The organism is Micrococcus sp. KRD026 (assembly GCF_017168445.1).
GTDB lineage: Bacteria > Actinomycetota > Actinomycetes > Actinomycetales > Micrococcaceae > Micrococcus > Micrococcus luteus.
Window position 1 is genome coordinate 18,257 of sequence record NZ_JABFBA010000027.1, and the last position, 22,077, is coordinate 40,333.

General features: G+C 71.6%; 20 protein-coding genes. 7 read left to right on the forward strand and 13 right to left on the reverse strand.

Annotated features, from left to right (window positions below):
* Nucleotides 1-13 precede the first annotated feature (13 nt).
* Nucleotides 14-1,246, forward strand: a complete 1,233-nt coding sequence (locus J1M40_RS09585) for an acyl-CoA dehydrogenase family protein (protein WP_206450743.1) — start codon at nucleotides 14-16, stop codon at nucleotides 1,244-1,246.
* Between the two features lie 111 nt (nucleotides 1,247-1,357).
* Here the strand turns inward: J1M40_RS09585 and J1M40_RS09590 are convergent, their stop codons facing one another.
* Nucleotides 1,358-2,440 (reverse strand): alcohol dehydrogenase catalytic domain-containing protein, encoded by a 1,083-nt coding sequence (locus J1M40_RS09590; protein WP_144820248.1) that lies wholly within the window; start codon nucleotides 2,438-2,440, stop codon nucleotides 1,358-1,360.
* A gap of 59 nt (nucleotides 2,441-2,499) precedes the next feature.
* On the reverse strand, nucleotides 2,500-4,092 hold the full coding sequence (locus J1M40_RS09595; RefSeq protein WP_342356898.1) for an MFS transporter: 1,593 nt from the start codon (nucleotides 4,090-4,092) through the stop codon (nucleotides 2,500-2,502).
* A 190-nt stretch (nucleotides 4,093-4,282) separates the two neighbouring features.
* On the opposite strand from J1M40_RS09595, the gene J1M40_RS09600 reads away from it, so the two are divergent.
* Entirely contained in the window at nucleotides 4,283-5,671 is a 1,389-nt protein-coding gene (locus J1M40_RS09600; RefSeq protein ID WP_144819903.1) for an NAD-dependent succinate-semialdehyde dehydrogenase, read from the forward strand.
* A gap of 57 nt (nucleotides 5,672-5,728) precedes the next feature.
* Here J1M40_RS09600 and rimK read toward each other — a convergent pair whose 3' ends face one another.
* The gene (gene rimK, locus J1M40_RS09605; protein WP_036314384.1) at nucleotides 5,729-6,964 is read right to left on the reverse strand and encodes a 30S ribosomal protein S6--L-glutamate ligase; all 1,236 of its coding nucleotides are present in this window, start codon (nucleotides 6,962-6,964) and stop codon (nucleotides 5,729-5,731) included.
* Nucleotides 6,965-6,991: 27 nt separating this feature from the next.
* Here rimK and J1M40_RS09610 point away from each other — a divergent pair, with 27 nt between their 5' ends.
* Nucleotides 6,992-7,522, forward strand: coding sequence for an ATP-dependent zinc protease (locus J1M40_RS09610; protein ID WP_036314387.1), 531 nt, complete (start codon nucleotides 6,992-6,994; stop codon nucleotides 7,520-7,522).
* On the forward strand, nucleotides 7,519-8,634 hold the full coding sequence (locus J1M40_RS09615; RefSeq protein WP_144819904.1) for a succinylglutamate desuccinylase/aspartoacylase family protein: 1,116 nt from the start codon (nucleotides 7,519-7,521) through the stop codon (nucleotides 8,632-8,634). Before J1M40_RS09610 ends, J1M40_RS09615 begins: the two co-directional genes overlap by 4 nt.
* A 40-nt stretch (nucleotides 8,635-8,674) precedes the next feature.
* Here J1M40_RS09615 and J1M40_RS09620 read toward each other — a convergent pair whose 3' ends face one another.
* From J1M40_RS09620 to rpsF, 5 genes are all read right to left on the reverse strand, one after another.
* Nucleotides 8,675-9,787, reverse strand: a complete 1,113-nt coding sequence (locus J1M40_RS09620; RefSeq protein ID WP_241252208.1) for an MFS transporter — start codon at nucleotides 9,785-9,787, stop codon at nucleotides 8,675-8,677.
* A 251-nt stretch (nucleotides 9,788-10,038) separates the two neighbouring features.
* Entirely contained in the window at nucleotides 10,039-10,500 is a 462-nt protein-coding gene (gene rplI / locus J1M40_RS09625) for a 50S ribosomal protein L9 (RefSeq protein WP_002857787.1), read from the reverse strand.
* Nucleotides 10,501-10,528: 28 nt separating this feature from the next.
* Nucleotides 10,529-10,768, reverse strand: a complete 240-nt coding sequence (rpsR, locus tag J1M40_RS09630; protein ID WP_002857788.1) for a 30S ribosomal protein S18 — start codon at nucleotides 10,766-10,768, stop codon at nucleotides 10,529-10,531.
* Between the two features lie 230 nt (nucleotides 10,769-10,998).
* Complete coding sequence (locus tag J1M40_RS09635) at nucleotides 10,999-11,595, reverse strand: single-stranded DNA-binding protein (RefSeq protein ID WP_044659956.1); 597 nt, start codon at nucleotides 11,593-11,595, stop codon at nucleotides 10,999-11,001.
* Between the two features lie 132 nt (nucleotides 11,596-11,727).
* Entirely contained in the window at nucleotides 11,728-12,033 is a 306-nt protein-coding gene (gene rpsF / locus J1M40_RS09640; protein ID WP_002857790.1) for a 30S ribosomal protein S6, read from the reverse strand.
* A gap of 344 nt (nucleotides 12,034-12,377) precedes the next feature.
* Here rpsF and J1M40_RS09645 point away from each other — a divergent pair, with 344 nt between their 5' ends.
* Nucleotides 12,378-12,962: a hypothetical protein gene (locus J1M40_RS09645; protein WP_144081985.1), complete on the forward strand. Its 585-nt coding sequence runs from the start codon at nucleotides 12,378-12,380 to the stop codon at nucleotides 12,960-12,962.
* A 69-nt stretch (nucleotides 12,963-13,031) separates the two neighbouring features.
* Here the strand turns inward: J1M40_RS09645 and J1M40_RS09650 are convergent, their stop codons facing one another.
* Nucleotides 13,032-14,519, reverse strand: a complete 1,488-nt coding sequence (locus J1M40_RS09650) for a M18 family aminopeptidase (protein WP_073117178.1) — start codon at nucleotides 14,517-14,519, stop codon at nucleotides 13,032-13,034.
* Nucleotides 14,520-14,625: 106 nt separating this feature from the next.
* Between J1M40_RS09650 and J1M40_RS09655 the strand changes: the two genes are divergently transcribed.
* On the forward strand, nucleotides 14,626-14,952 hold the full coding sequence (locus J1M40_RS09655) for a hypothetical protein (protein WP_241252209.1): 327 nt from the start codon (nucleotides 14,626-14,628) through the stop codon (nucleotides 14,950-14,952).
* On the opposite strand, the gene J1M40_RS09660 is transcribed toward J1M40_RS09655, so the two are convergent.
* Nucleotides 14,943-16,466 (reverse strand): glycosyltransferase family 87 protein, encoded by a 1,524-nt coding sequence (locus tag J1M40_RS09660; protein WP_206450745.1) that lies wholly within the window; start codon nucleotides 16,464-16,466, stop codon nucleotides 14,943-14,945. The genes J1M40_RS09655 and J1M40_RS09660 overlap by 10 nt on opposite strands.
* Nucleotides 16,467-16,635: 169 nt before the next feature.
* Between J1M40_RS09660 and J1M40_RS09665 the strand changes: the two genes are divergently transcribed.
* Nucleotides 16,636-17,721, forward strand: a complete 1,086-nt coding sequence (locus J1M40_RS09665) for an inositol-3-phosphate synthase (protein ID WP_145015531.1) — start codon at nucleotides 16,636-16,638, stop codon at nucleotides 17,719-17,721.
* Nucleotides 17,722-17,828: 107 nt separating this feature from the next.
* Here the strand turns inward: J1M40_RS09665 and J1M40_RS12775 are convergent, their stop codons facing one another.
* The 3 genes from J1M40_RS12775 to J1M40_RS09685 form a co-directional block, all read right to left on the reverse strand.
* Nucleotides 17,829-19,967, reverse strand: coding sequence for an acyltransferase family protein (locus J1M40_RS12775; protein WP_260856916.1), 2,139 nt, complete (start codon nucleotides 19,965-19,967; stop codon nucleotides 17,829-17,831).
* A gap of 143 nt (nucleotides 19,968-20,110) precedes the next feature.
* On the reverse strand, nucleotides 20,111-20,410 hold the full coding sequence (locus J1M40_RS09680) for a Rho termination factor N-terminal domain-containing protein (protein WP_144819067.1): 300 nt from the start codon (nucleotides 20,408-20,410) through the stop codon (nucleotides 20,111-20,113).
* A 52-nt stretch (nucleotides 20,411-20,462) separates the two neighbouring features.
* Nucleotides 20,463-21,914, reverse strand: a complete 1,452-nt coding sequence (locus tag J1M40_RS09685; protein WP_122054787.1) for a CCA tRNA nucleotidyltransferase — start codon at nucleotides 21,912-21,914, stop codon at nucleotides 20,463-20,465.
* Nucleotides 21,915-22,077 lie beyond the last annotated feature (163 nt).

Here is a 22,077-nt window from a genome sequence, read left to right on the forward strand (position 1 = left end):
GAGGACCCCCGCCATGACCACCCCGTTCCACGCCGAGGCCGACTCGTTCCTCGGCCGTGCCGACGTCGTCGGCCTGGACTCCCTGTTCTCCGCCGAGGAAAAGGCCGTCGCACTAAAGGTGCGCGGCTTCGTGGACGAGCACATCCGCCCGCACATCGCCCGCTGGTACGACGACGCCGTGTTCCCGCGCGAGATCGTCCCCGAGCTGGGCCGCCTCGGCGTGCTCGGCATGCCCTACGAGGGCCACGGCATGCCTGGCCGCTCGGCGGTGGAGTACGGCCTCGCCGCCCAGGAGCTCGAGGCCGGTGACTCCGGCCTGCGCACCTTCGTGTCCGTGCAGGGCTCGCTCGCGATGGGCGCGATCCACAAGCACGGCTCCGAGGAGCAGAAGGCGCAGTGGCTGCCGCGCATGACCACCGGCGAGGCGGTCGGCTGCTTCGGCCTCACCGAGCCGGGCGCCGGCTCGGACCCGGCCTCCATGACGACGACGGCCCGCCAGGAGCCCGGCGGCGACTGGGTGCTCGACGGGGCCAAGCGGTGGATCGGGCTGGCCACCCTGGCCGACGTCGCGATCATCTGGGCGCAGACCGGCGAGCCCGGCGACGGGCGCGGGGTGCGCGGCTTCGTGGTCCCCACGGACACCCCCGGCTTCCGCGCCGAGGCGATCACCCAGAAGCTGTCCATGCGGGCGTCGGTGCAGTGCGAGATCCACCTCGACGGCGTGCGTCTGCCCGCCTCCGCGATGCTGCCGGCCGGCTCCGCCGTCGGACTCAAGGGCCCCTTCCAGTGCCTCAACGAGGCCCGCTACGGGATCATCTGGGGCGCGATGGGCGCCGCCCGCGACTCCTTCGACGCCGTCCTCGACTACGCGATGCAGCGGCAGCAGTTCGGGGTGCCACTGGCCTCCCACCAGCTGACGCAGGCCAAGCTCGCGGACATGGCCGTGGCCATCGGCAAGGGCTACCTCTTGGCGCACCAGATCGGCCGCGCCAAGGACGCCGGCCCGCTCACCCCCGCCATGATCTCCGCCGGCAAGTTGGACAACTGCCGCGTGGCCATCGGCATCGCCCGGGAGGCCCGCGAGATGCTCGGCGGCAACGGCATCACACTGGAGCACTCGCCGCTGCGGCACGCGAACAACCTCGAGTCCGTGCGCACCTACGAGGGAACCGATGAGGTCCACCAGCTCACGCTCGGCCGGCACCTCACGGGCATCGGCGCGTTCGCCCCTAAGACCGCCCGCTGAGCATGGACGAGGGGGCGCGCCGTGGTCCTCCACAGCGCGCCCCCTGGTGGCGGAAGGCGGGCGACGGCCCGTTCCCCCGCGTAGAGGGGGGGGACAGCACTCTCAATATGCCTATGCGCTCGTGAGTACTGTGCGCCCTCGGGACAACCCCTGCTGGAGGTCGTCCAGTGTCCTCTGGATGCTCTCCGCCGATCTCTCAACAGTGGTGATAGGAATCCGAGGGAGGTGACCGTCCCGCGCGAGTGCCAACGCCTCGTGCAGATGTCCCAGGCTACCAACATAGTTACCGACGATGGACTTCTGCGTCAAGGTCACCGTCGCGGTCGGGAGGAGCATTTCCCCGCCGAACAAGCCGACGGTAACTAGGCACCCGCCCTTCCTCAAACTGTCGTAGGCCAGCTTCATAGTGGCCCCCGAGTTGACGACGTCGACGACCGCCACCGGGGGAGCACCCATGGCCTCAATGAGGTCGGCGGCCGACGTGTCCTCATCGATCACGACGCACCGTGCGGCACCCAGGCTCCGTGCCTGCTCGAAGTTCACGTCCGACCGGTCGACGACGGTGACGTCGGACATTCCCTTGGCTGCCAGGGCCGCCAGGCACATGAGACCCACGCCTCCGGCGCCGATGACGGCAACCGGCGACGTCTCCTGGGTTATCTTCGAGGCAGCCACCTGCTCTGCTGCGGACACCGCGGTGAGTCCGGAGCAGGCCAGGGTGGCGGCCCACTCGGGGTCCACGCCGGCCAAAGGCACCGCGTACTTCTCATGGGGGACAGACACGAGGTCCGCGTATCCGCCTGGCCGCATGATCCCCAGGATCCGACTACCCTCCACGCACAGGTTCTCGGCCCCCTCCTCGCACGTCGCGCACTCCCCGCAACCGAGCCATGGGTAGACCACGACGGCCTCCCCCACCGAGCGGTTGTGCACGTCTGGCCCTGTGGCGATGATCTCCCCAGCGATCTCGTGACCCATGATGAGGGGGTAGGCGACCCCGCGCTCTACCATGGACATGCGGCCTGCGCTGCCAAGATCGTAGCCACCCTCCCGCACGTGGATGTCTGTATGGCACACACCGGCGTGCGTCACCCGGACGACCACCTCCGAGGCTGCCGGGTCCGCCAGGTCCAATTCGATCTCTGCGATCTCCGGCTCGCCCACCGCGAACTGCGCATACGCCTTGTTCTTCATGATTCGCCTTTCCTCATGGAGGGTCTCCTCACGAGCCCCTCCGACTAGCTAACGAGATGTCACACCGAGGGTGCGGGTATCGGCAGGGCGACTGAGTGGCCAGGGACAGTCCCATCCGGACCCTTGCCGGGGAGGCCGCGACCCAGCGTCTCTCGGTAGGCAAAGAGCACGACGCAGAAGGAAATCCCTGTCATGCCGATCAGGAAGAAGGCAGGGGCCTCAGCGATCCCCGTCTGGCGGATCAGCCACTGCGAGACATAGGGGGCAGGACCGCCGGCGATGATGGACGAGATGTTGTAGCCAAGGGCGATCCCGGACACGCGCAGCGCCGGCGTGAAGAGCTCTGTATAGGCGGACAGGTACACACCCAGGTAGGCGCCCTCGAGAAGACCGAAGATAAGCTGCCCGCCGATCGCGAACCCCGTGCCCTGCTTCATCATCAAAAACAGCGGATAGGCCAGGAGGGTAAGTGACCCTGTGGCGATGAGGAAGACGGGCTTGCGTCCCACCTTGTCCGCCCACCGGCCCCAGAAAGGCAGGGAAAGACCGGCGAATAGCAAGGCCGACACGGTGGACCATGAGGCCTGGGACGCCGTCAGGATGCCCTGCGTCTGGAAGTACGTGGACATGTAGGTGAAGACGATGTAGTAGGCCGCGAAAGAACCCAAATTCAACCCCGTCACCAGTAGTACCTGCCGGGGCGCCTGCGTCAGTGCCTCGCGGATGGGGGACTTCTTCACCGCGTCCGCCTGGTCGATGCGGTCGAACTCCTCGGACTCCTCCATGTGCCGCCGGATGAACACCGCCACCAGGCCCATGGGCACTGAGAGAAGGAAGGGGACCCGCCATCCCCACTCCAACATTTGCTGGTCGGTAAGAGTGGCGTAGAGCACGGCGGTGACCACCGCACCCAGGGCTGTGCCGGTCACGAGCCCCAGATTAACGAATGAGGTATCGAACGCTCGGGTCCGGTCCGAGGACGCCTCAGCGGTGTAGGTTGCGGCGGAGGCCATCTCCCCGCCTGCGGCGACCCCCTGTACAGCCCGGAGCGTCACCAGGAGGATGGGTGCGAGCAGCCCCACGGACGCATAGACGGGCAGGACGCCCATCAGCGCGGAGGTCCCGGCCATGCCGATGACTGAGATGGTCAGAGCCGGTCGACGACCGAACCGGTCAGCGATGTGGCCGAATAGCATCCCCCCGAGCGGCCGAAACAAGAAAGAGACCCCGAATACAGCCAGCGCTGACAAGACGGCGACGGCCGGGTCCCCACTGGGGAAGAAGACCTTTGCGATCGTGACCGCCACGAAAGCGTAGACCATGTAGTCGTACCACTCGATCACAGTGCCCACACTGGAGGCAGTAATGGCCACACGCCGCCTCCGGTCCTTGCTCAAAGGCAGTCCTGGACGCAAGGTCTCCGGCAGGTGCATTCCGTGACCCCCTGAGGGGGTTCCGGGCGAGGCATTCATGTCAATCCCTTCAGGTCCAGGTGCAGGTGAGGAACGAGCGTCCACGGCATGAGCAGGGCGATCCCCAGGATCAGATTGCGAGTGATCTGAATCACTTTTTTGATCTGCGAGAATCTTAGCCCCTACAGAACGCCTGACAAGGAAGAGGCCGCATTTTTCCCCGATTGGGAACACTGGCATTCTGTAATCGCATCAATGTGAGGCCGAGCACAGCGCAGGCTACACCGCGCCCCACATGACGCCTTCTTGGCAGGCTGGATTGATGCCGCAGATGGGCTCACCGATGTTCCCTAGGCATTGGACGGGCCTTCGTAAGGTCGCAGAGTATGAGACCTACGACACCAAGGCCCCCGCATCGAGAGGACCCCTCATGACCCGCTACGTCACCCAGAACCCCGCCACCGGTGAGCTCCTGGAGGAATTCGCGGAGCTACCCGTCGGTGAGACTGAGGCGGTGATTGCTAACGCTGAGGCCGGCTACCGCGCATGGCGCGACGTCGACGTCGCGGAGCGGGCTCGCCTTCTCCACCGCATCGCCGACCTCTATGAGGAACGACTGGAGGAGCTCGCCCGGGACGTCACCACGGAGATGGGCAAGCCCGTCACCGCGGCCCGCGCCGAGATGTACACGGTGATTGGCATCTTCCGCTACTACGCTGAGCAGGGCCCGGCGATGCTGGCTCACGAACCCATCGCCGTCCAGGGTGAAGGCACGGCCTACATCCGTCGCGATCCCATCGGGGTGCTCCTGGCCGTCATGCCTTGGAACTTCCCCCACTACCAGGTTGCCCGGCTCGCCGCGCCGAACCTCCTACTGGGGAACTCCTTGATCCTCAAGCACGCAGGGATCTGTGCCCGTTCCGCACTCAATGTGCAGCGGCTCTTCACTGACGCAGGCCTGCCGCAGGGAGTCTTCACCTCGGCGTTCATCGGCCACGAGGCCGTGGCGACCATCCTCGAGGATGACCGCGTGCAGGGTGTCTCCCTCACCGGCTCAGACGCCGCGGGCGCGATCATCAGCGAGCTGGCGGGACGGAACGTGAAGAAGGCTGTCCTGGAGCTCGGCGGCTCTGATCCGTTCATCGTCGCCCCCGACGCCGATGTCGCCCGCGCCGCCGAGGACGCGGTGACTGGCCGGTGCACGAATTCCGGGCAGACCTGCACCTCGTCCAAGCGGTTCATCGTGGTTCAGGAGCACTTCGACGCGTTCGTCGATGCCTTCACTGCGGGTATGAGGTCGGTCCCATTCGGGGACCCCCGTGAGGCACGGACCGTCGTGGGTCCGCTCTCCTCGCAGGATGCCGTGGAGGAAATCCACGGGATCGTGACCGACGCCGTCGCGCACGGTGCACGGGTGCTGGTCGGCGGCGAGCCGATGCCGGGGCCAGGGTGCTACTATCCCCCGACGGTCCTCGTGGATGTGGATGAGTCCGCCCGCGCCTATCGTGAGGAGATCTTCGGCCCGGTTGCCGTGGTCCACTGCGTGAAGGACTTGAACGCGGCGATCCGGTTGGCCAACGACTCTCCCTACGGACTCTCCAGCTCCGTCTACACCACCTCGTCCGCCGTGGCGGACGAGGTTTCAGCCCGCTTGGAAACGGGCATGGTGTGGATTAACTCCATTTCAAAGTCCTCTGCTGAGCTCCCCTTCGGCGGTGTCAAGCGCTCAGGCATCGGCCGTGAACTTGGCACACTGGGAATCGAGGAGTTCGCGAACCACAAGCTGGTCCGTTCCCCAGAAGGGCTTGTCGGCGCCTGATTCCCACCCCATGATGACGCCGCCCTCGACGCCTCCGGAGGGGCCCCGCGCCCGGGCTCAGGCGTCGTCGGCGGGCGCCTCGGGCGCCGGGGCCTCCTCGGCGACGGACGCGAGGATCGGGGTGGCCGGCAGCTTCCGCACGCGCTTGGGGCGGCGGGCGCGGGCGGGGATGAGGGCGCGCATGTTCTCGGTCTTGCCGAAGCAGAGCAGCCGGTCGCCCTCCTCGAGGACCTTGGTGTCCGCGGGGTTGGGGAACACGGAGGTGCCGCGGTGCAGGGTGAGCACCTGCAGGTCCTTCGCGAGCAGCCCGGAGTCCTCGATGGACTGGCCCACCCAGCCGGAGCCGGCGTGCACGGTGATCTCACCGACCCCGTACCCGGTGGAGACGGCCAGGCGCTGGCGCACGTCGATGTCCGGGAAGCCGGCCTGGTCCGCCACGTAGTCGATGATCGCGCCGGCCACGTCCAGGTCCGTGGCGGCCTCGATGCCCTGCAGCCCCGGGGAGGAGTTCACCTCCATGACCAGCGGGCCGTGCTCGCCCTCGAGCATGTCCACGCCGGCCACGCGCAGGCCCATGATGTGGGCCGCCCGCACGGCGGTCTCCGCGTACTCGGGCGAGAGCTCGACGCGCTCCACGGTGCCGCCGCGGTGCACGTTGGAGCGGAACTCGTCCCCCTGGGCCCGGCGGCGCATCGCGGCCACCACACGGTCCCCCACCACGAGTGCGCGGATGTCCGTGCCCTTGGACTCCTCCACGAACCGCTGGATGAGCACCTGCTGGTTGGTGCCGTGCAGCGTCTCGATGATCGCCTCGGCCACCTTCTTGGTCGGCGCCAGGATCACGCCGATGCCCTGGGTGCCCTCGAGCAGCTTGATCACCACGGGTGCCCCGCCCACCATGTCGATCGCCGTGGAGACCTCGCCGCGGTTGCGCACGAACACGGTGGCGGGCATGTCGATCTCGTGCCGGGAGAGGATCTGGGTGGCCCGCAGCTTGTCCCGCGAGTTCATGATCCCGGCGGCCGTGTTGGGCGTGTAGACGTCCATCTGCTCGAACTGGCGTACCACGGCGGTGCCGAAGTAGGTCACCGAGTTGCCGATGCGCGGCAGCACGGCGTCATAGCCGGAGAGGGGGCGGCCGCGGAACATCAGATCGGGCTCGTCCGAGCTGAGGTCGATGCCGAAGCGCAGGGTGTCCAGGACCTTCACCTGGTGGCCGCGCTCGAGCGCCGCGGTCTTGAGGCGCTGCGTCGAGTAGGCGCGCAGGGAACGGGAGAGGATGGCGAGCTTCATGACCGCTTTCCTGGGAGGATGAGGGGCGTGTCTGAATCTAAGCACACGGCCCCGGCCCCCCACGGCGTGCCCCCCACCGACGACGGCGCCGCTCGCCCGGGGCTGGTGGGCTGGCGCGAATGGGTCGGCCTGCCCGCCGCCCACACCCCCTGGATCAAGGCCAAGATCGACACCGGTGCCCGCACCTCGGCGCTCCACGCCTTCGGCATCGAGCGGTTCACCCGCGACGGCGCCGCATGGGTCCGGTTCGAGGTGCACCCGTGGCAGACCTCGGCCGCGGACGCCCGGACGGCCGAGCTGCCGGTGGCCGACCTGCGCACGGTCCGCTCCTCGAACGGCGAGGCGCAGGAGCGCGTCGTCGTCGTGATGCCGCTGACCCTGGCCGGCCGCACGATCGAGGCGGAGGTGACCCTGACCCACCGGGACGAGATGGGCTTCCGCATGCTCGTGGGCCGCACCGCGCTGGCCGCCGGCGGCCTCCTCGTGGACCCCGCCGCCTCGTACGTGGGCGGGCAGCCGCCGCGCGGCGTGCGCCGCCGGAACCGGGGACGCGCGTGAGCCGTCGCCCCGCCCGCGCCCCCTTCGCGTTCGGCGGGGTCGAGGTGGCGGCAGGCCGCCGCCACGAGCTGTCCCTGCCGATCTCCCAGCTCGTCACCGGCGCGGACGTCACCCTGCCCGTGCACGTGCTGCACGGCCGCGAGGACGGGCCCACCGTGTGGGTCTCCGCCGCGATCCACGGGGACGAGGTGGCCGGCGTCGAGATCGTCCGCCGCGTCCTGGAGCGGCTGCAGCCCAAAAACCTGCGCGGCACCCTGCTGGCCGTGCCCATCGTCAACGTGCTCGGCGTGATGGCCGGAGACCGCTACCTGCCGGACCGCCGCGACCTGAACCGCTCCTTCCCCGGCTCCGCCCGGGGCTCGCTCGCCTCGCGCATCGCGCACCTGATGATGACCGAGGTGATCGGCCGCTGCACCGTGGGCATCGATCTGCACACCGGCGCGGACCGCCGCTCCAACCTGCCGCAGATCCGGTGCGACCTGGAGGACCCCCAGACCCGCGCGCTCGCCGAGGCGTTCGGCGCCCCCGTGCTCTTCCACGCCCGCCTGCGGGACGGCTCCCTGCGCGCCGCGGCCCGCGAGACCGGCGCGCGCGTGCTGCTCTACGAGGCCGGTGAGGCCTGGCGGTTCGACGAGTACGCGATCGCCCCCGGCGTGGACGGGGTCCTGCGCGTGCTCGCGGCCCTGGACATGGTGGATCCCGCGGACGTCGGGCTCACCGAGCCCGGGCCGGACGCCGTCGTCGACGCCCCCGGTCCGCTGCCCGGCGAGGTCCCCGAGGAGCGGACCACGGACGTGCCCGAGGCGACCGATGCCACCGGCGAGGACACCGCCGCCGTGCACCCCGACGTCGTCGACGGCGAGCAGGACTCCCCGTACCTGGTGTGGCAGTCCACCTGGGTGCGCGCCCGCGCGGACGGCCTCGTGCACCTGGACGTCTCCCTCGGCGAACGCGTGAGCGCCGGGGACCGGATCGGGGCGCTCTACAACTCGTTCGGCCGCCGCCTCGCGCACGTGAAGGCCGAGCTGACCGGCGTGGTCATCGGCCGCACCGAGGCACCCCTGGTGCACCGCGGCGACGCCCTCGTGCACATCGGGGGATGGGACGCATGAGCAGCGGCGGGGCGCCGTCCGCGCGTCGGAGCCGCCCGGCTCAGGCCGGGGACGGGCGCCGGGCGATGGCCCGGCCGCCGTGCACGAGCCGGTAGTAGAGCAGCAGCGCCACCCCGACGCCGCCGGAGAGCAGGTACATCACCGGGATCCCGACGGCGGCCACCACCGCGCCGAGCACCATGGGGCCGAGGCCGGTGCCGAGGTCCAGGAGCAGGAAGAACGTGCCCGTGGCGACGCCGATCTCGGTGGGCCGGACCACCTTGATCGCGATGGTCTGGAACACGCTCACCACGGGCCCGTAGGTCAGCCCCAGCAGGGCGCCGGCCACGAGCATGCCCGCCGGCTCCCGCCACAGCGCCAGCACCGCGTAGGAGACGGCCATGCCCGCGAGGATCGGGTAGACGACGGCGTTGTCCCCGTGCCGGTCGTGCAGCACGCCCAGGACGGCACGGCCCACGATGGTGCCCGCGGCGAAGAGCAGGAAGAACAGGCTCGGCACCATCGCCGGGTAGCCCTGCTGCTGCGCGAACGTGGCCATGAACGCGAGGATGCCGCCGTACATGAACCCGGAGGCCAGGGCCACGCCCGCCGCCGGCGCCACCTCTGCGGAGAACACGTCCGCCCGGTGCAGCCGGAACCGGCCCGTCAGCGGCGGCTCGGGCACGCGCAGGAACAGGGCGATCAGCAGGGCCATGCCCGTGAAGCCGATGCACGCCCAGAACAGGGCGTCGTAGCCGAGGGCGGTGCTCAGCTGCAGGGCCACCATCGGCCCGACGGCGCCCGCGAGCGTCATGGACGTGGAGAACCAGCCGGTGCCCTCGGAGCGGCGCACCGGCGGGACGATCCGCTGCACGGCCGTGGCCAGCACGGTGCCGGCCGCGCCGAAGCACATGCCGTTGAGCAGCCGCACCGCGGTCAGCGTGGCCAGGGAGTCCGCCCAGAGGTACGCCGCCGTCGTGAGGACGTAGCAGGCCAAGGCGACGAGCAGGACCCGCCGCCGCCCCCACGCGAAGGTGGCGGGTGTCGTCGTCATGCGGGTGAGGACCGCGCCCAGCACGAACGCCCCCACCACGACGCCGGCCTCCGCGTCCGACGCGCCGAAGGACGTGACGGCGTAGAGCGCCATCGCGGTCATGAGCGTGTAGAAGATCATCGCCACGAACAGGTAGGTGGCGCTGACGAGGATGAACGGGCGCGTCCACAGGGGCGGGCGCGGGGCCGCCGTCGAGCCGGCAGGGTCTGTCCCTTATACACATCTGACGCTGCCGACGCCGGTCGGAGGGCGGTGGGGCGGAGGGCATGATCTCCATGTTCCCCCACGGCACGAGGCCCCGGCCCGCTCGTGAAGAGCGGACCGGGGCCTCGGGTGCGCGTCGCGGGCGCGACGGGCTCAGAAGCGGTTGATCACTTCTTGGCCTTGGCGGCCACGACCTGCAGCTGGACGGTCGCGATGACGTCCTCGTGCAGGCGGACCTGGGCCTCGTGGTTGCCCACGGACTTGATGTGCGCCGGCAGGGTGATCGAGCGCTTGTCCACGGAACCGAGGCCGGCGGCCTCGATCGCCTCGGCGACGTCGGCGGTCTGGACGGCGCCGAACAGGCGACCCTCCGCACCGGCGGTGCGCTCGAGCTTCACGGTGGCGGACTGGAGCTGCGCGGCCTGGGCCTGCGCGTCCTCCAGGTTCGCCACCGCGCGGGCCGCGCGGGCCTTCTGCAGGGACTCGACCTGCTTCTCCCCGCCCTTGGTCCACACGGTGGCGAAACCGCGCGGGAGCAGGTAGTTGCGGGCGTACCCGTTCTTGACCTCGACCACGTCACCGGAGGTGCCGAGACCGGCCACTTCCTGGGTCAGGATGAGCTTTGCCATCTGGGTGTTCCTTCCTTCGCTCGCTCGATCAGCCGCGGCCGGCGCCGGCGTAGGGCAGCAGGGCCACCTCGCGGGCGTTCTTGACGGCCTGGGCGATCTTGCGCTGCTCCTGGACGGTCACGCCGGTCACGCGACGGGCACGGATCTTCCCGCGGTCGGAGATGAACTTGCGCAGCAGGGCCACGTCCTTGTAGTCGATCTCGGTGATCTTGGCGGCCTTGAGCGGGTTGGACTTCGGTTTGGGCTTGCGGAGTTCAGCCTTCGCCATCGTGGTGCTCCTTCAGAGTTCTCTGGAGCCCGCAGAACGGTTCTGCGGGATGGGATCACGCGGCGTCCCGTGCGGGGCACGGGGCCGTGTGCAGTGCGGCCCGGCGGTGCCGGGTCGCGGGTGGGATGGGCCGCCGGGGCGGCCCTCCGGGCAAGGTGCGCCCGGACGGAGAGGTCCGTGGTGTTCCGTGTCCGTCGCGGCCGCGGGGGCCGCGCCCGGTCAGTGCAGGATCAGAACGGGGGCTCGTTGGAGGACGGGGTGTCCCATCCGCCGCCACCGCCGCCGGACCAGGGGTCCTGCGGTGCGGCCTGGCCGCCGCCCTGCTGCTGGCCGCCCCAGCCGCCGCCCTGCTGGGCGCCGCCGAAGCCGCCGTCGTTGTTCCCCCCGAAGCCGCCGCCGGCCGGGGCGCCGCCGAAGCCGCCCCCCTGCTGGCCGCCGCCGAAGCCACCGCCGCCGCCGCCGCGCTGGGCGCGGGTGACCTTGGCCGTGGCGAACCGCAGCGCCGGGCCGACCTCGTCCACGTCCAGCTCCCAGCTGGTGCGACGGTTGCCGTCCCGGTCGTCGTAGGAGCGCGCCCTGAGGCGGCCCTGCACGATCACGCGCATGCCCTTGGTCAGCGACTCCGCCACGTTCTCCGCGGCCTCGCGCCAGACCGAGCAGCGCAGGAACAGCGCTTCGCCGTCCTTCCACTCGTTGGTCTGGCGGTCGAACGTGCGGGGCGTGGACGCGACGGTGAAGTTCGCGACGGCCGCGCCGTTCGGGGTGAAGCGCAGCTCCGGGTCGGCGGTGAGGTTGCCGACCACGGTGATGACGGTCTCGCCTGCCATGGTCACTCCTGTCTTCGGGGGTTCTGCCGGTCAGTGACCGGATCCGGGGATCCGGGACTGCTCAGCGGGGTTCCGGTGGGGGCGTCGGGGACTGATCCGATGCTCTCAGACCCTCCGGACACGGTACGAGGATCACTCAGCGGTGATCTTCTGCTCCTCCGGACGGATGATCTTGGTGCGCAGGATCGTCTCGTTGAGGTTCAGCAGACGGTCCAGCTCCTGGGTGGCGGCCGGCTCCGACTGGAAGTTGACGACCACGTAGATGGCCTCGGACTTCTTCTGGATCTCGTAGGCGGTCTTGCGGCGACCCCACACGTCGATGTTGTCGACGGTGCCGCCGGCGTTCGTGACGACCTCGAGGTACTTCTTCAGGGTCGGCTCCACGGTGCGCTCGTCGACCTCAGGGTCGATCAGCACCATCAGCTCATAAGCACGCATGCGAACCCACCTCCTCTGGGCTTGCGGCCGCGGTCTCTCCGCGGCAGGAGGTTCTGCGTTCTCCCCTTACGCATGCATCCGCACTCTTCGGCGGCACGCAGGGGATCCCGTCAAGAATACCAGCACTGCGCCTCCGCAGATGAGGTGCCACCCCTAGGGGGCAGTGGGGTGGCCGGGGCTTGCCCTCGGTCGACGACGACGTACCTTGGAAGGAGGACACACATCCTGCGTCAAACCCCTCTCACGTTTCGGAGCATCCCATGTCAGAGTCCACGTCGGCAGCGCCCCAGCCATCCCAGTCCGTCCCCTCCCGCCGCCGAGTCGCCAGCAGCCTCGCGTGGGCGGTGCCGACCGTCGTCGCCGCCGCCGCTGCCCCCGCCGAGGCGGCCAGCCCTCCCCCGCGGATCGACCGCTTGTTCCTGGTCACCCGCGGCACCGCGGGGGCCGGGCCCGGCACGACAGTGACGGCCTGTGGCTCGGGTTCGACCCGCTTGAGCGTCACCACGGACGACGTCAACACCTACTACCGGATCGCCAATGTGCGCACCGGCTCCACGGTGACGAACGTGACCGCCTCCGTCCTGGTGCAGAGGAGCGTGGTGGATGCGATGGAGACTGGGAAGAACCCCACCACCTTCACCTGGACGAGCACCACCCCGTCCTGGAGCACCCCCGTCCGTGAGGTCTCCGGGACCGGCAGTCCGGTCCTGTACACCAACAACGGCACCCCGTACTACCGCTACTACAGCAATCTCCAAACCGCGGTAACCCCGGTACCCGCCCCCGTCTCAGGCACCATCACCCTGCCGCGCATCGGGTGGTACAGCAACTGCAGCACGGCCCTCGCCAGCGTGTCGGTCAACGGGCGCGGCTCCGCCGTCGTGAACGGCACGCCCTTGGTCGATGTCGGCAACTTTCGGACGGTGTGACCCCGGGCTCCGCCGGCTGACGCAGCCCCGCGCACGCCGCTCGTGGCGGCCGTCATCCGCCGCCGCGCCTCACACCCCGCGGAAGAACTCCCGCACGGCCGCCGTCAGGTGCTCCACGTCCCGCACGCCGCACATCTCGCGCGCCGAGTGCATGGACAGCAGGCCCAGGCCCACGTCCACGGTCCGGATGCCCAGGCGGGTCGCCGAGATCGGGCCGATGGTCGAGCCGCAGGGGACGTCGTTGTGGGAGACGAACTCCTGGAACGGCACCCCCGCCACGCCGCACCAGCGGGCGAACGCGGCCTCGCCCCCGGCGTCGGTGGCGTAGCGCTGGTTGGCGTTGATCTTCAGCAGCGGGCCGTGGTTCACGCGCGGGTGGTTCACGGGGTCATGCCGCTCGGCGTAGTTCGGGTGCACCAGGTGGCCGGCATCCGCGGACAGCAGCCAGGACCCCGCGATCGCCCGCGCCCGACCCTGCCCGGCCACGCCGAGCGCCTCGAGCACGCGCCCCATGACCTCCTCGAGCAGCGGCCCGGCCGCCCCGGACCGCGACGCCGACCCCAGCTCCTCGTGGTCGAACGCGGCGAGCAGCGGGATCACCGGGGCGCCGGCCGCCTCACCGGCCACCCCGCCCGCGACGGTCCCCTCGTACGCGATCGCCCCCTCGGCGCCGCCGTGCTCGCGCGCCAGCTCCTCGAGCGCCACGAGGCCCGCGTGCACCGAGCTCAGGTTGTCCAGCCGACCCGACGCGAAGAACTCGCCCGCCAGCCCGAAGAGTCCGGGCGCCTGGGCGTCGGCCACCACGACGTCGTGCCCGCGCACCGCGGCCGGGTCCACGCCGGCGGCGGCCGCGAGCGCGGTCAGCACGTCACCGGGCACGCGGGCGGCCAGACCGTCGGCCACGGTCGCGCCGGCGTCCTCGCCGCGCGGGGCGAGCGCCCCCACGACGGGGTTCGTGTGCCGCTGCCGCTTCAGCGTCAGCCCCTCGTTGACCTCGCGGTCCAGATGGATGGCCAGCTGCGGGATGCGCCCCACGGGCCCGGTCGCGGCGAGCACCTGCGTGCCGTCGTCGAGGACGAGACGCCCGGCGAACCGCAGCTCGCGGTCCAGCCACGAGTTCAGCAGCGGGCCGCCGTACACCTCGACGCCGGCCTGCACCCAGCCGTCGGCCGTCACGGTGGCCGGGTTCGGCTTGAGCTTGAACCCCGGCGAGTCCGTGTGTGCGCCGAGCACGCGGAACACCGGCACGACGCCGGCGCTCTGCCCCGCCTCGTCCGGCCCGGCCGCGCGCGCCTCAGCACCCTCGTGGCGGCCCAGCGCCCCGGCACCCATCGGCACGATCCAGGCCACCGCCGCGCCGTCGCGCACCACCACGTAGCCGCCCGGGGCCGCCGGGAAGTCGGCCGTCTCATCCAGACGGGTGAAGCCGACGGCCTCCAGGCGGCGTGCGACCTCCTCCGCGGCGTGGTAGCTGGAGGGCGAGGCGGTCACGAACTCGGCCAGGTCCCGCAGGTGGGCGGGCAGCTCGGCGGCGGTGTCACGGGTCACGGGGGTCATGCCCCGACCGTACCGCCCCCACCACCCCGTCCGACTACCCTGGCCCGCAAGCGGGCCCGCCGCATCGCCCGCCCCGTCAGCGCAGGAGGAGCCCGCCGTGGACATCATGATCGCCGTCGCCGTGGGGGTCTTCCTCCTGGTGGCGTGGACCGTGGGCGGCTGGGCCATCGTGCGGATGGGCTTCACCCGGGACGGGGACGCGGCCCGCACCCCCGCCCACGACGACGGCGCCGCGCGTCCGGCGCACCCCGGCGGGGCCGCGGACCCGGCCACCGACCCCCACGTGATCTGGCGCGAACAGATGAAGGCGGCCACGGCCGCCTCCGGGGCGCAGTGCGTCTGCCCGCCGCCCCGCGAGGACGGCGCCGCGGCGGGGACGACCGCGCCGCCGTCGTCCCCGGACTGCCCGATCCACCGCTGGGACTACGCCTGAACCGCGGCCGGTCGGCCTGAGCGCCCCCGGGCCGGTCCGGCGTACGCGCCGGCGAGCGGGTCGGTGTCCGGGTGGCCGCCGTGGTCGCGCTTCACGAGGTCCTCGGCCGGGTGCAGCATCTCCCACACGACGCGCCCGCACAGCCACAGCACCGCGAGCATGTGCGCGAGGATCGCGGCCACGTAGACGGAGTCGTCCATGGAGTGCTGCGGCGGGGTCTCGGCCACCCCCTTGGCCAGGTACATCCACACGGCGAAGAAGTGCAGCGCCTCCACCGTCTGCCACACCCAGAAGTCCCGCCAGCGCGGCAGGGCGAGCGCCAGGAGCGGGATCAGCCAGACGACGAACTGCGGTGAGTACACCTTGTTGGTGAGCACGAACGCCGCCACCACCAGGAACGTCAGCTGGGCCAGCCGCGGGGTGTGCCGCACCCGCACGCCGAGCACGAAGATCCCGAGGCAGCACACCGCGAAGGTGCCGTAGGCCAGCAGGGTGAGGGAGTCCTCCGGCACGAACGCCCACCCGGCCTGCGCGGCGGTCACGTCCCATGCGTGCCACACGCTGGACAGGCCCGGCCCGCGCTCGCCGGAGAAGGTGAAGAACACGGACCACGCCTGGAAGTTCACGGCCATGAGCGGCACGTTGACCGCCGCCCACGCCGCCACCGTGCCCCCGGCCGCGAGCAGGAAGGGCCGCCACCGTCGCGAGCGCACCGCCAGGATCAGCAGCGGCCCCAGGATCAGCAGCGGATACAGCTTCATGGCCGCGCCGAGGCCGAACAGCATCCCCGCCGTCAGGGACCGGCCGCGGGACCAGGCGTACATGCCGCACGCCAGCAGGGCCACGGCCCACAGGTCCCAGTTGATGGTGCCGGCCAGCACGATCCCCGGGGCCACGGCCACCATGAGCCCGTCCGTCCACCGGCGCCCCGCCATCCGGACGGTCAGCACCGCGACGACGGCCCACAGCACCACCACGAATCCGAGGTTCACGAGCCAGAACACCACCGTGCCCTGCTCCGGCGAGAACGGCAGCGCCTGCGTGATCCAGGCCGCCACCGAGCCCACGACGGACATCAGCACGGGGTACTCGAACGTGGAGCCCGCCCGGAACGGCGCCCAGGGGTCCGCCGCGAACCCGCGCCCGCCGTAGAGCGCGGCCCAGTCCGAGTAGCAGCCCGCGTAGTAGACGTCCGGGGCGCCCCAGCCGTGCAGCAGGCACGGCGACTTCTGCAGCACGGTCACGACGGCGGCCAGAGCCACCAGCAGCCCCGTCAGCGCCACGGGCCCGGCCCAGGAGCCGGTCCCCCGCCCCGGGCCGTTCGCCGCGAGGCCGCCGGCGAGCTGGAAGCGGCCGCCGCGCTCACCGGGGGCGGGCAGGGCACCGGACGGTGCGCTGTCAGCGGAACGCCCGGCGGGGGCGCCCGGGGTGGTCACGGCGTCGCTCGGGGCGCCGTCCGCGGCGTGAGTGGGCGGCTCGCTGGGGGTCGCGGCATGCGCGGGGGCCGGTCTCATGCCCCCATCCTAGGAAGCCGCCCGGACACCGGACGGGCGGGGCCGCCGTCGTCGGTCGTAGACTGGCGGGGTTGATCCCCGGGTGAGCGCCCCGCCGAACGGTGTGGGCCCCCTGCGCGCGCTCCGCGTGCCCGCACCCGTTCCGGACAGTCGAGGAGAGAACCAGACCGTGGCCACCAACCCCATCCGCGTCGCCATCGCCGGCGTGGGCAACTGCGCAACATCCCTCATCCAGGGTGTGGAGTACTACCGCGAAGCGAAGGCCACGGACACGGTCCCGGGCCTGATGCACGTGCAGTTCGGCGACTACCACGTGTCGGACCTCGAGTTCGTGGCCGCGTTCGACGTGGACGCGAAGAAGGTCGGCCTGGACCTGTCCGAGGCCATCACCGCCTCCGAGAACAACACCATCAAGATCGCGGACGTGCCCCACGCGGACGTCACCGTCCAGCGCGGCCCCACCCTGGACGGCCTCGGCAAGTACTACGCCGAGACCATCGAGGAGTCGGAGGCCGAGCCCGTGGACGTGGCCCAGGCCCTCCGCGACGCGAAGGCGGACGTGCTGGTCTGCTACCTGCCCGTCGGCTCGCAGCGGGCCACCGAGCACTACGCCCAGGCCGCGATCGACGCCGGCGTCGCGTTCGTGAACGCCCTGCCCGTGTTCATCGCCGGCACCCCGGAGTGGGCCGAGAAGTTCACCGCCGCGGGCGTGCCGATCGTGGGCGACGACATCAAGTCCCAGATCGGCGCCACCATCACCCACCGCGTGATGGCCAAGCTGTTCGAGGACCGCGGCGTCACCCTGGACCGCACCTACCAGCTCAACGTGGGCGGCAACATGGACTTCAAGAACATGCTCGAGCGCGAGCGCCTGGAGTCCAAGAAGATCTCCAAGACGCAGGCCGTCACCTCCAACACCTCCGCGCAGCTGGGCGAGAAGGACGTGCACATCGGCCCGTCCGACTACGTGGCCTGGCTCGACGACCGCAAGTGGGCGTTCGTGCGCCTCGAGGGCCGCAACTTCGGCGACGCCCCGGTCTCGCTCGAGTACAAGCTCGAGGTGTGGGACTCCCCCAACTCCGCCGGCGTGATCATCGACGCCGTGCGCGCCGCGAAGATCGCCCTGGACCGCGGCATCGGCGGCCCGATCCTCTCGGCCTCGTCCTACTTCATGAAGTCCCCGCCCGTGCAGCACAACGACGACGCGGCGCACGAGCTCGTGGAGGCCTTCATCCGCGGCGACATCGAGCGCTGACCCGCCCGGTCCCCCGCGGACCGCGCACGACGCCGGCCCGTCACCCTCCCCGTGGAGGTGACGGGCCGGCGTCGTCGTGGGGGCGCGCGCCGCCCCGGCCACCGCGCTCAGCGCCGCGCGCCGAGCCGGTCCTCGATGGTGAGCCGGACGAGCTGGGCGTACATGGCCTGGCCGTCGGCGCGGGGGTGCACGCCGTCGGCGGAGAAGTCCGTGACGTGCTGCTTCGCCGCGGCGTCCCAGTCCGCCAGGACGATCCGGTCCGGGTGGGCCTTGGCCTGCGCCTCCATCTGCACCTGCACGTCCGCGATCCAGTCCATCGGGCCGTGCGGCACCACGAGCACGAGCAGCCGGTCCTCGCCGACGGCCGCCAGGATCTTCTCCCAGTCGCCCCGATGGGTGGTGCCGTTGGCGCCCAGGGCCACCACGACGACGTCGCTCAGCTGGCCGTCCGCCTTGAGCTTCTCGATCTCGTCCGCGGCGTCCCAGATCTGGTAGCCCACCTCCGCCTCCAGCAGCATCCCCGGCAGCTGCTCCAGGAGCGTGGGCGCGGCCGAGAGCGAGACGGAGTCGCCGATCAGGGTGACGTCCGGGCCGAGCTCGGACGGCGGCAGGGCCGCGGTGAGCTGCTCCTTGGAGTACGTGGGGCGCGTGACGGCCGGGTCGCCGAGCCCGAGCCCGGACGGCTCGGCGGACGACCCGGGCGAGGACGTCGCACCGGCGGAGCCCTCCGCGTCCCCGGGGGCGGCCGAGCCGGGTGCCCCCGAGGCCGACGCCTCGGCCCGCTTCGACTGCTCCGCCGCGCGGGACTCGCGGGCCGCCTGCTGCGCCGCCTGGGCGGCCTTGAGGGACTCCTCCGCCTGGGCGATGTCCTGCTCGAGCTGGGTCTGCGCGGGCGAGTGCACCACGGCGGCCACGGCCGCCGCGGGGACGGCCACGAGCCCCAGCGCCGTGGCGGCGGCCGCCAGCCGGCCGATCGGCCCGGCCCCGCCCGTGAACGCCCGCCGAGCGGCTGCGCCCCAGCGACCGAAGGCACCCGTGAACCCCTCGTGGAGGATGGGCTCCTCGATCAGCCGGGTGCTCAGGTCGGCGATCAGGGCGGTCAGCAGCAGGATCGCGCCGGCGGCCACGGGCTCGACCCACCCGGGGGCGTCCACGGGCACCATCACGCGCATGATCACGAGCAGCGGCCAGTGCCACAGGTACGCGGCGTAGGAGCGGCGCCCCCACCAGCGCAGGAACCCGTTGCCCAGCGCGCGCGAGAGCGAGTCGCGCCGGTCGCCCTGCACCACGTGCCAGACGATGAACGCGACGACGGCGGACAGGCCCGCCAGCACTCCGCGGTACGTGCTCGCGTGGCCGCCGTCGACCAGGGCGAAGCCCGCCGCGAGCACCGTGACGGCGCCCCACGCGACAGCCACCCGCGTGGCCGAGGTCCGCGGCTCGGGGCCGCCGTGCTCGGGCCGGGGCACATGGGCCAGGCCGATCGCCACGCACGCGCCGAACAGCAGGCCGAAGGCGTGGGTGTCCGTGCCGAAGTAGAGGCGGGCCTGCTCGAACCCGTGCCACGAGCCCCAGGCCATCCACGCCGCGGAGGCCACGGCCGCGACCGCGACCGCGAGGATACGACGTCGGTCCGCCACCCGCCCCGAGTTCACCGTGCTGCGCGGCGGCCAGGTGAGCAGGAGCAGCCCCCAGAGGAGCAGGGGCCAGAGGATGTAGAACTGCTCCTCGATCGCCAGGGACCACAGGTGCTCGAACAGAGGCGGCGAGGCGCGGTTGAAGTAGTCCCCGCCCTCGAGGATCATCACCCAGTTGCTGGTGTAGGTCAGGGCGCCGAACCATTGGCGACCCAGGCCCGCGGGGAACTCGTCCACCGCCAGCCACGCGAGCGCGGTGGTGCCCACGAGCGCCATCAGCATGGCCGGGATGAGTCGTCGGACGCGCTTCATCCAGAAGGTGCCCAGCGCCACGCCCCGGCCCGCGTCCACACCACGGACCAGGCCGGTGGTGATGAGGAAGCCGGAGAGCACGAAGAACATGTCCACGCCCACGAACCCGCCGCGCAGGAAGGTGGGCCAGGCGTGGAAGACGAGCACGGCGAGCACCGCGATCCCCCGCAGCCCGTCGAGGGCGGTGACCCGTCCGGGGCCGCGACTGACCCGCGTGCCGACCTTGACGGCGGGCACGCCGTCCTGGGGCGGCAGGGCATGGCGGGGCACGGGCGCGGTGCGCTGGTCGGAACTCACAGCGGTCGATCATTCCATCCCGACCTGGATGGGCCAAAGCCTCCGGCTATCCCCACCCGCCCCACCGCGTTGGGGGCGGTTTCCGGCGGTATTCCGCTCCCAAAGCACCGGTTTCCGCCCCGGAAGGGGGGGGCGGGCGCCGGTCAGTGGTCGCGCAGCGCTTCGATGAGCTCGTCCTTGGTCATGGTGGAGCGGCCCTCGATGTCGAGCTCGCGGGCCCGCTTCTCGAGCTCGTCCTTGGTCCAGTCCTCGTAGGAGCCGGCCTCGCCGCCGCGCTCGGCGACCTCGTCCCGGCCGTCCCGGGCGGAGGCGTTGGCGATCCGTGCGGCCTTCTCCTCGCTCGCGCCCTCGCGGCGCAGCGCCTCGTAGACCTCGGGGTCCTTGATGCTGGAGGTGCCGGGGCCCATGGGGGCGCCGTTCTTCTCGGTCTTCTTCTCAGCCATGCGGCCAGTGTGGTCCCGGCCCGACGACGGGTGGAAGGTCCGCCGCGCCGCCTCAGTCCTGCTGGGCCTCCGGCTGCTCGGCCCACCAGCGCCGCAGCTCCGCCTCGGCCTCGGCCTGCTCGTGCGGGCCCTCGTCGAGGCGCCACTCGAGCAGGTGGTTGTACGCCCGCCCCACCACCGGGCCCGGGCGGATCCCCAGCAGCGCCATGATCTGCTGCCCGTCCAGGTCCGGCCGCACGGCGGCGAGCTCCTCGGCCTCGGCGATCTCGGCGATGCGCCGCTCGAGGTCGTCGTACGCGTGGGCCAGCCGCTCGGCCTTGCGCCGGTTGCGGGTGGTCACGTCCGAGCGGGTCAGCGCGTGCAGGCGGGGCAGCAGGTCGCCGGCGTCGTGGGCGTACCGGCGGACGGCGGAGTCGGTCCAGCCGGCGTCGCCGTAGCCGTAGAACCGCATGTGCAGCTCCACCAGACGGGCCACCGCCTTGATGGTGTCGTTGTCGAACTTCAGGGCACGCAGCCGCTTGCGGACGAGCTTGGCCCCCACGGTCTCGTGGTGCCGGAAGGTGACGGCCCCGCCCTTCTCGAAGCGGCGCGTGGCCGGCTTGCCGACGTCGTGCAGCAGCGCCGCCAGGCGCAGCACGGGGTCGGGGGTCGACGGCGCGTACTCACCCTCCAGCTCCATGGCCTGCTCCAGCACGGTCAGGGAGTGGGCGTAGACGTCCTTGTGGCGGTGGTGCTCGTCCGACTCGAGCTGCAGGGCGGGCAGCTCGGGCAGGACGTGGTCGGCCAGGCCGGTGCGCACGAGCAGGTCGAGGCCGGCGCGCGGGTGCGCCCCGCACACGAGCTTGACGAGCTCCTCGCGGACGCGTTCGGCGGAGATGATCGTGATCCGCTCGGCCATCGCGGCCATGGCCTCCTCCACCTCGGGGGCCACGGCGAAGCCGAGCTGGGAGGCGAACCGGGCGGCGCGCATCATGCGCAGCGGGTCGTCGGAGAAGGAGTCCTCGGGGGTGCCGGGGGTGCGCAGCACGCCGGCGTGCAGGTCCCGCATGCCGCCGAAGGGGTCCACGAGCTCGAGGGCGGGCAGGCGCAGGGCCATGGCGTTGACGGTGAAGTCGCGGCGCAGCAGGTCGTCCTCGAGGCTGTCGCCGAAGGCCACCTGCGGCTTGCGGCTGGCCGGGTCGTACTGCTCGGCCCGGTAGGTGGTGACCTCGAGCTGCCAGCCGGCCTTGCGGAAGCCGATGGTCCCGAACCGCCGCCCCACGTCCCACGTGGCGTCCGCCCAGCCGGCGCCCACGGCCTCGGACGCGTCCGGGTCGGCGTCCGTGGTGAAGTCCAGGTCCGGCGACGTCCGCCCCAGGAAGAGGTCGCGGACCGGGCCGCCCACCAGGGAGAGCTCGTGGCCGGCGGCCTCGAACCTCCGCCCCAGCTCCACGACGACGGCGGGCAGGGTGGCGTCCGCGGGGAAGCCGGGGGGCAGCGCGTGGGTGGCGGTGGTCAGATCCATGATGCCTACAAGGGTGCCAGACGGTCCCGGCACGGGCCCGCGCGGGCCGGGCTAGAGTTGACGGCATGACCCGCCCCGATCCCTCCGCGCACCGGGGCGCCCCCCTGCCCTCCGCGCTGGGGGCGTGGCGTCGCCGGCCGCAGCCGCCTCTGCGCCCCGTCAC

Coding starts and splice junctions, on each gene's coding strand:
- J1M40_RS09585 (WP_206450743.1), top strand. CDS start 14: ATGACCACCCCGTTCCACGCCGAGGCCGACTCGTTCCTCGGCCGTGCC.
- J1M40_RS09590 (WP_144820248.1), bottom strand. CDS start 2,440: ATGAAGAACAAGGCGTATGCGCAGTTCGCGGTGGGCGAGCCGGAGATC.
- J1M40_RS09595 (WP_342356898.1), bottom strand. CDS start 4,092: ATGCCAGTGTTCCCAATCGGGGAAAAATGCGGCCTCTTCCTTGTCAGG.
- J1M40_RS09600 (WP_144819903.1), top strand. CDS start 4,283: ATGACCCGCTACGTCACCCAGAACCCCGCCACCGGTGAGCTCCTGGAG.
- rimK (WP_036314384.1), bottom strand. CDS start 6,964: ATGAAGCTCGCCATCCTCTCCCGTTCCCTGCGCGCCTACTCGACGCAG.
- J1M40_RS09620 (WP_241252208.1), bottom strand. CDS start 9,787: ATGATCTTCTACACGCTCATGACCGCGATGGCGCTCTACGCCGTCACG.
- rplI (WP_002857787.1), bottom strand. CDS start 10,500: ATGGCAAAGCTCATCCTGACCCAGGAAGTGGCCGGTCTCGGCACCTCC.
- rpsR (WP_002857788.1), bottom strand. CDS start 10,768: ATGGCGAAGGCTGAACTCCGCAAGCCCAAACCGAAGTCCAACCCGCTC.
- J1M40_RS09635 (WP_044659956.1), bottom strand. CDS start 11,595: ATGGCAGGCGAGACCGTCATCACCGTGGTCGGCAACCTCACCGCCGAC.
- rpsF (WP_002857790.1), bottom strand. CDS start 12,033: ATGCGTGCTTATGAGCTGATGGTGCTGATCGACCCTGAGGTCGACGAG.
- J1M40_RS09650 (WP_073117178.1), bottom strand. CDS start 14,519: ATGACCCCCGTGACCCGTGACACCGCCGCCGAGCTGCCCGCCCACCTG.
- J1M40_RS09655 (WP_241252209.1), top strand. CDS start 14,626: ATGATCGCCGTCGCCGTGGGGGTCTTCCTCCTGGTGGCGTGGACCGTG.
- J1M40_RS09660 (WP_206450745.1), bottom strand. CDS start 16,466: ATGAGACCGGCCCCCGCGCATGCCGCGACCCCCAGCGAGCCGCCCACT.
- J1M40_RS09680 (WP_144819067.1), bottom strand. CDS start 20,410: ATGGCTGAGAAGAAGACCGAGAAGAACGGCGCCCCCATGGGCCCCGGC.
- J1M40_RS09685 (WP_122054787.1), bottom strand. CDS start 21,914: ATGGATCTGACCACCGCCACCCACGCGCTGCCCCCCGGCTTCCCCGCG.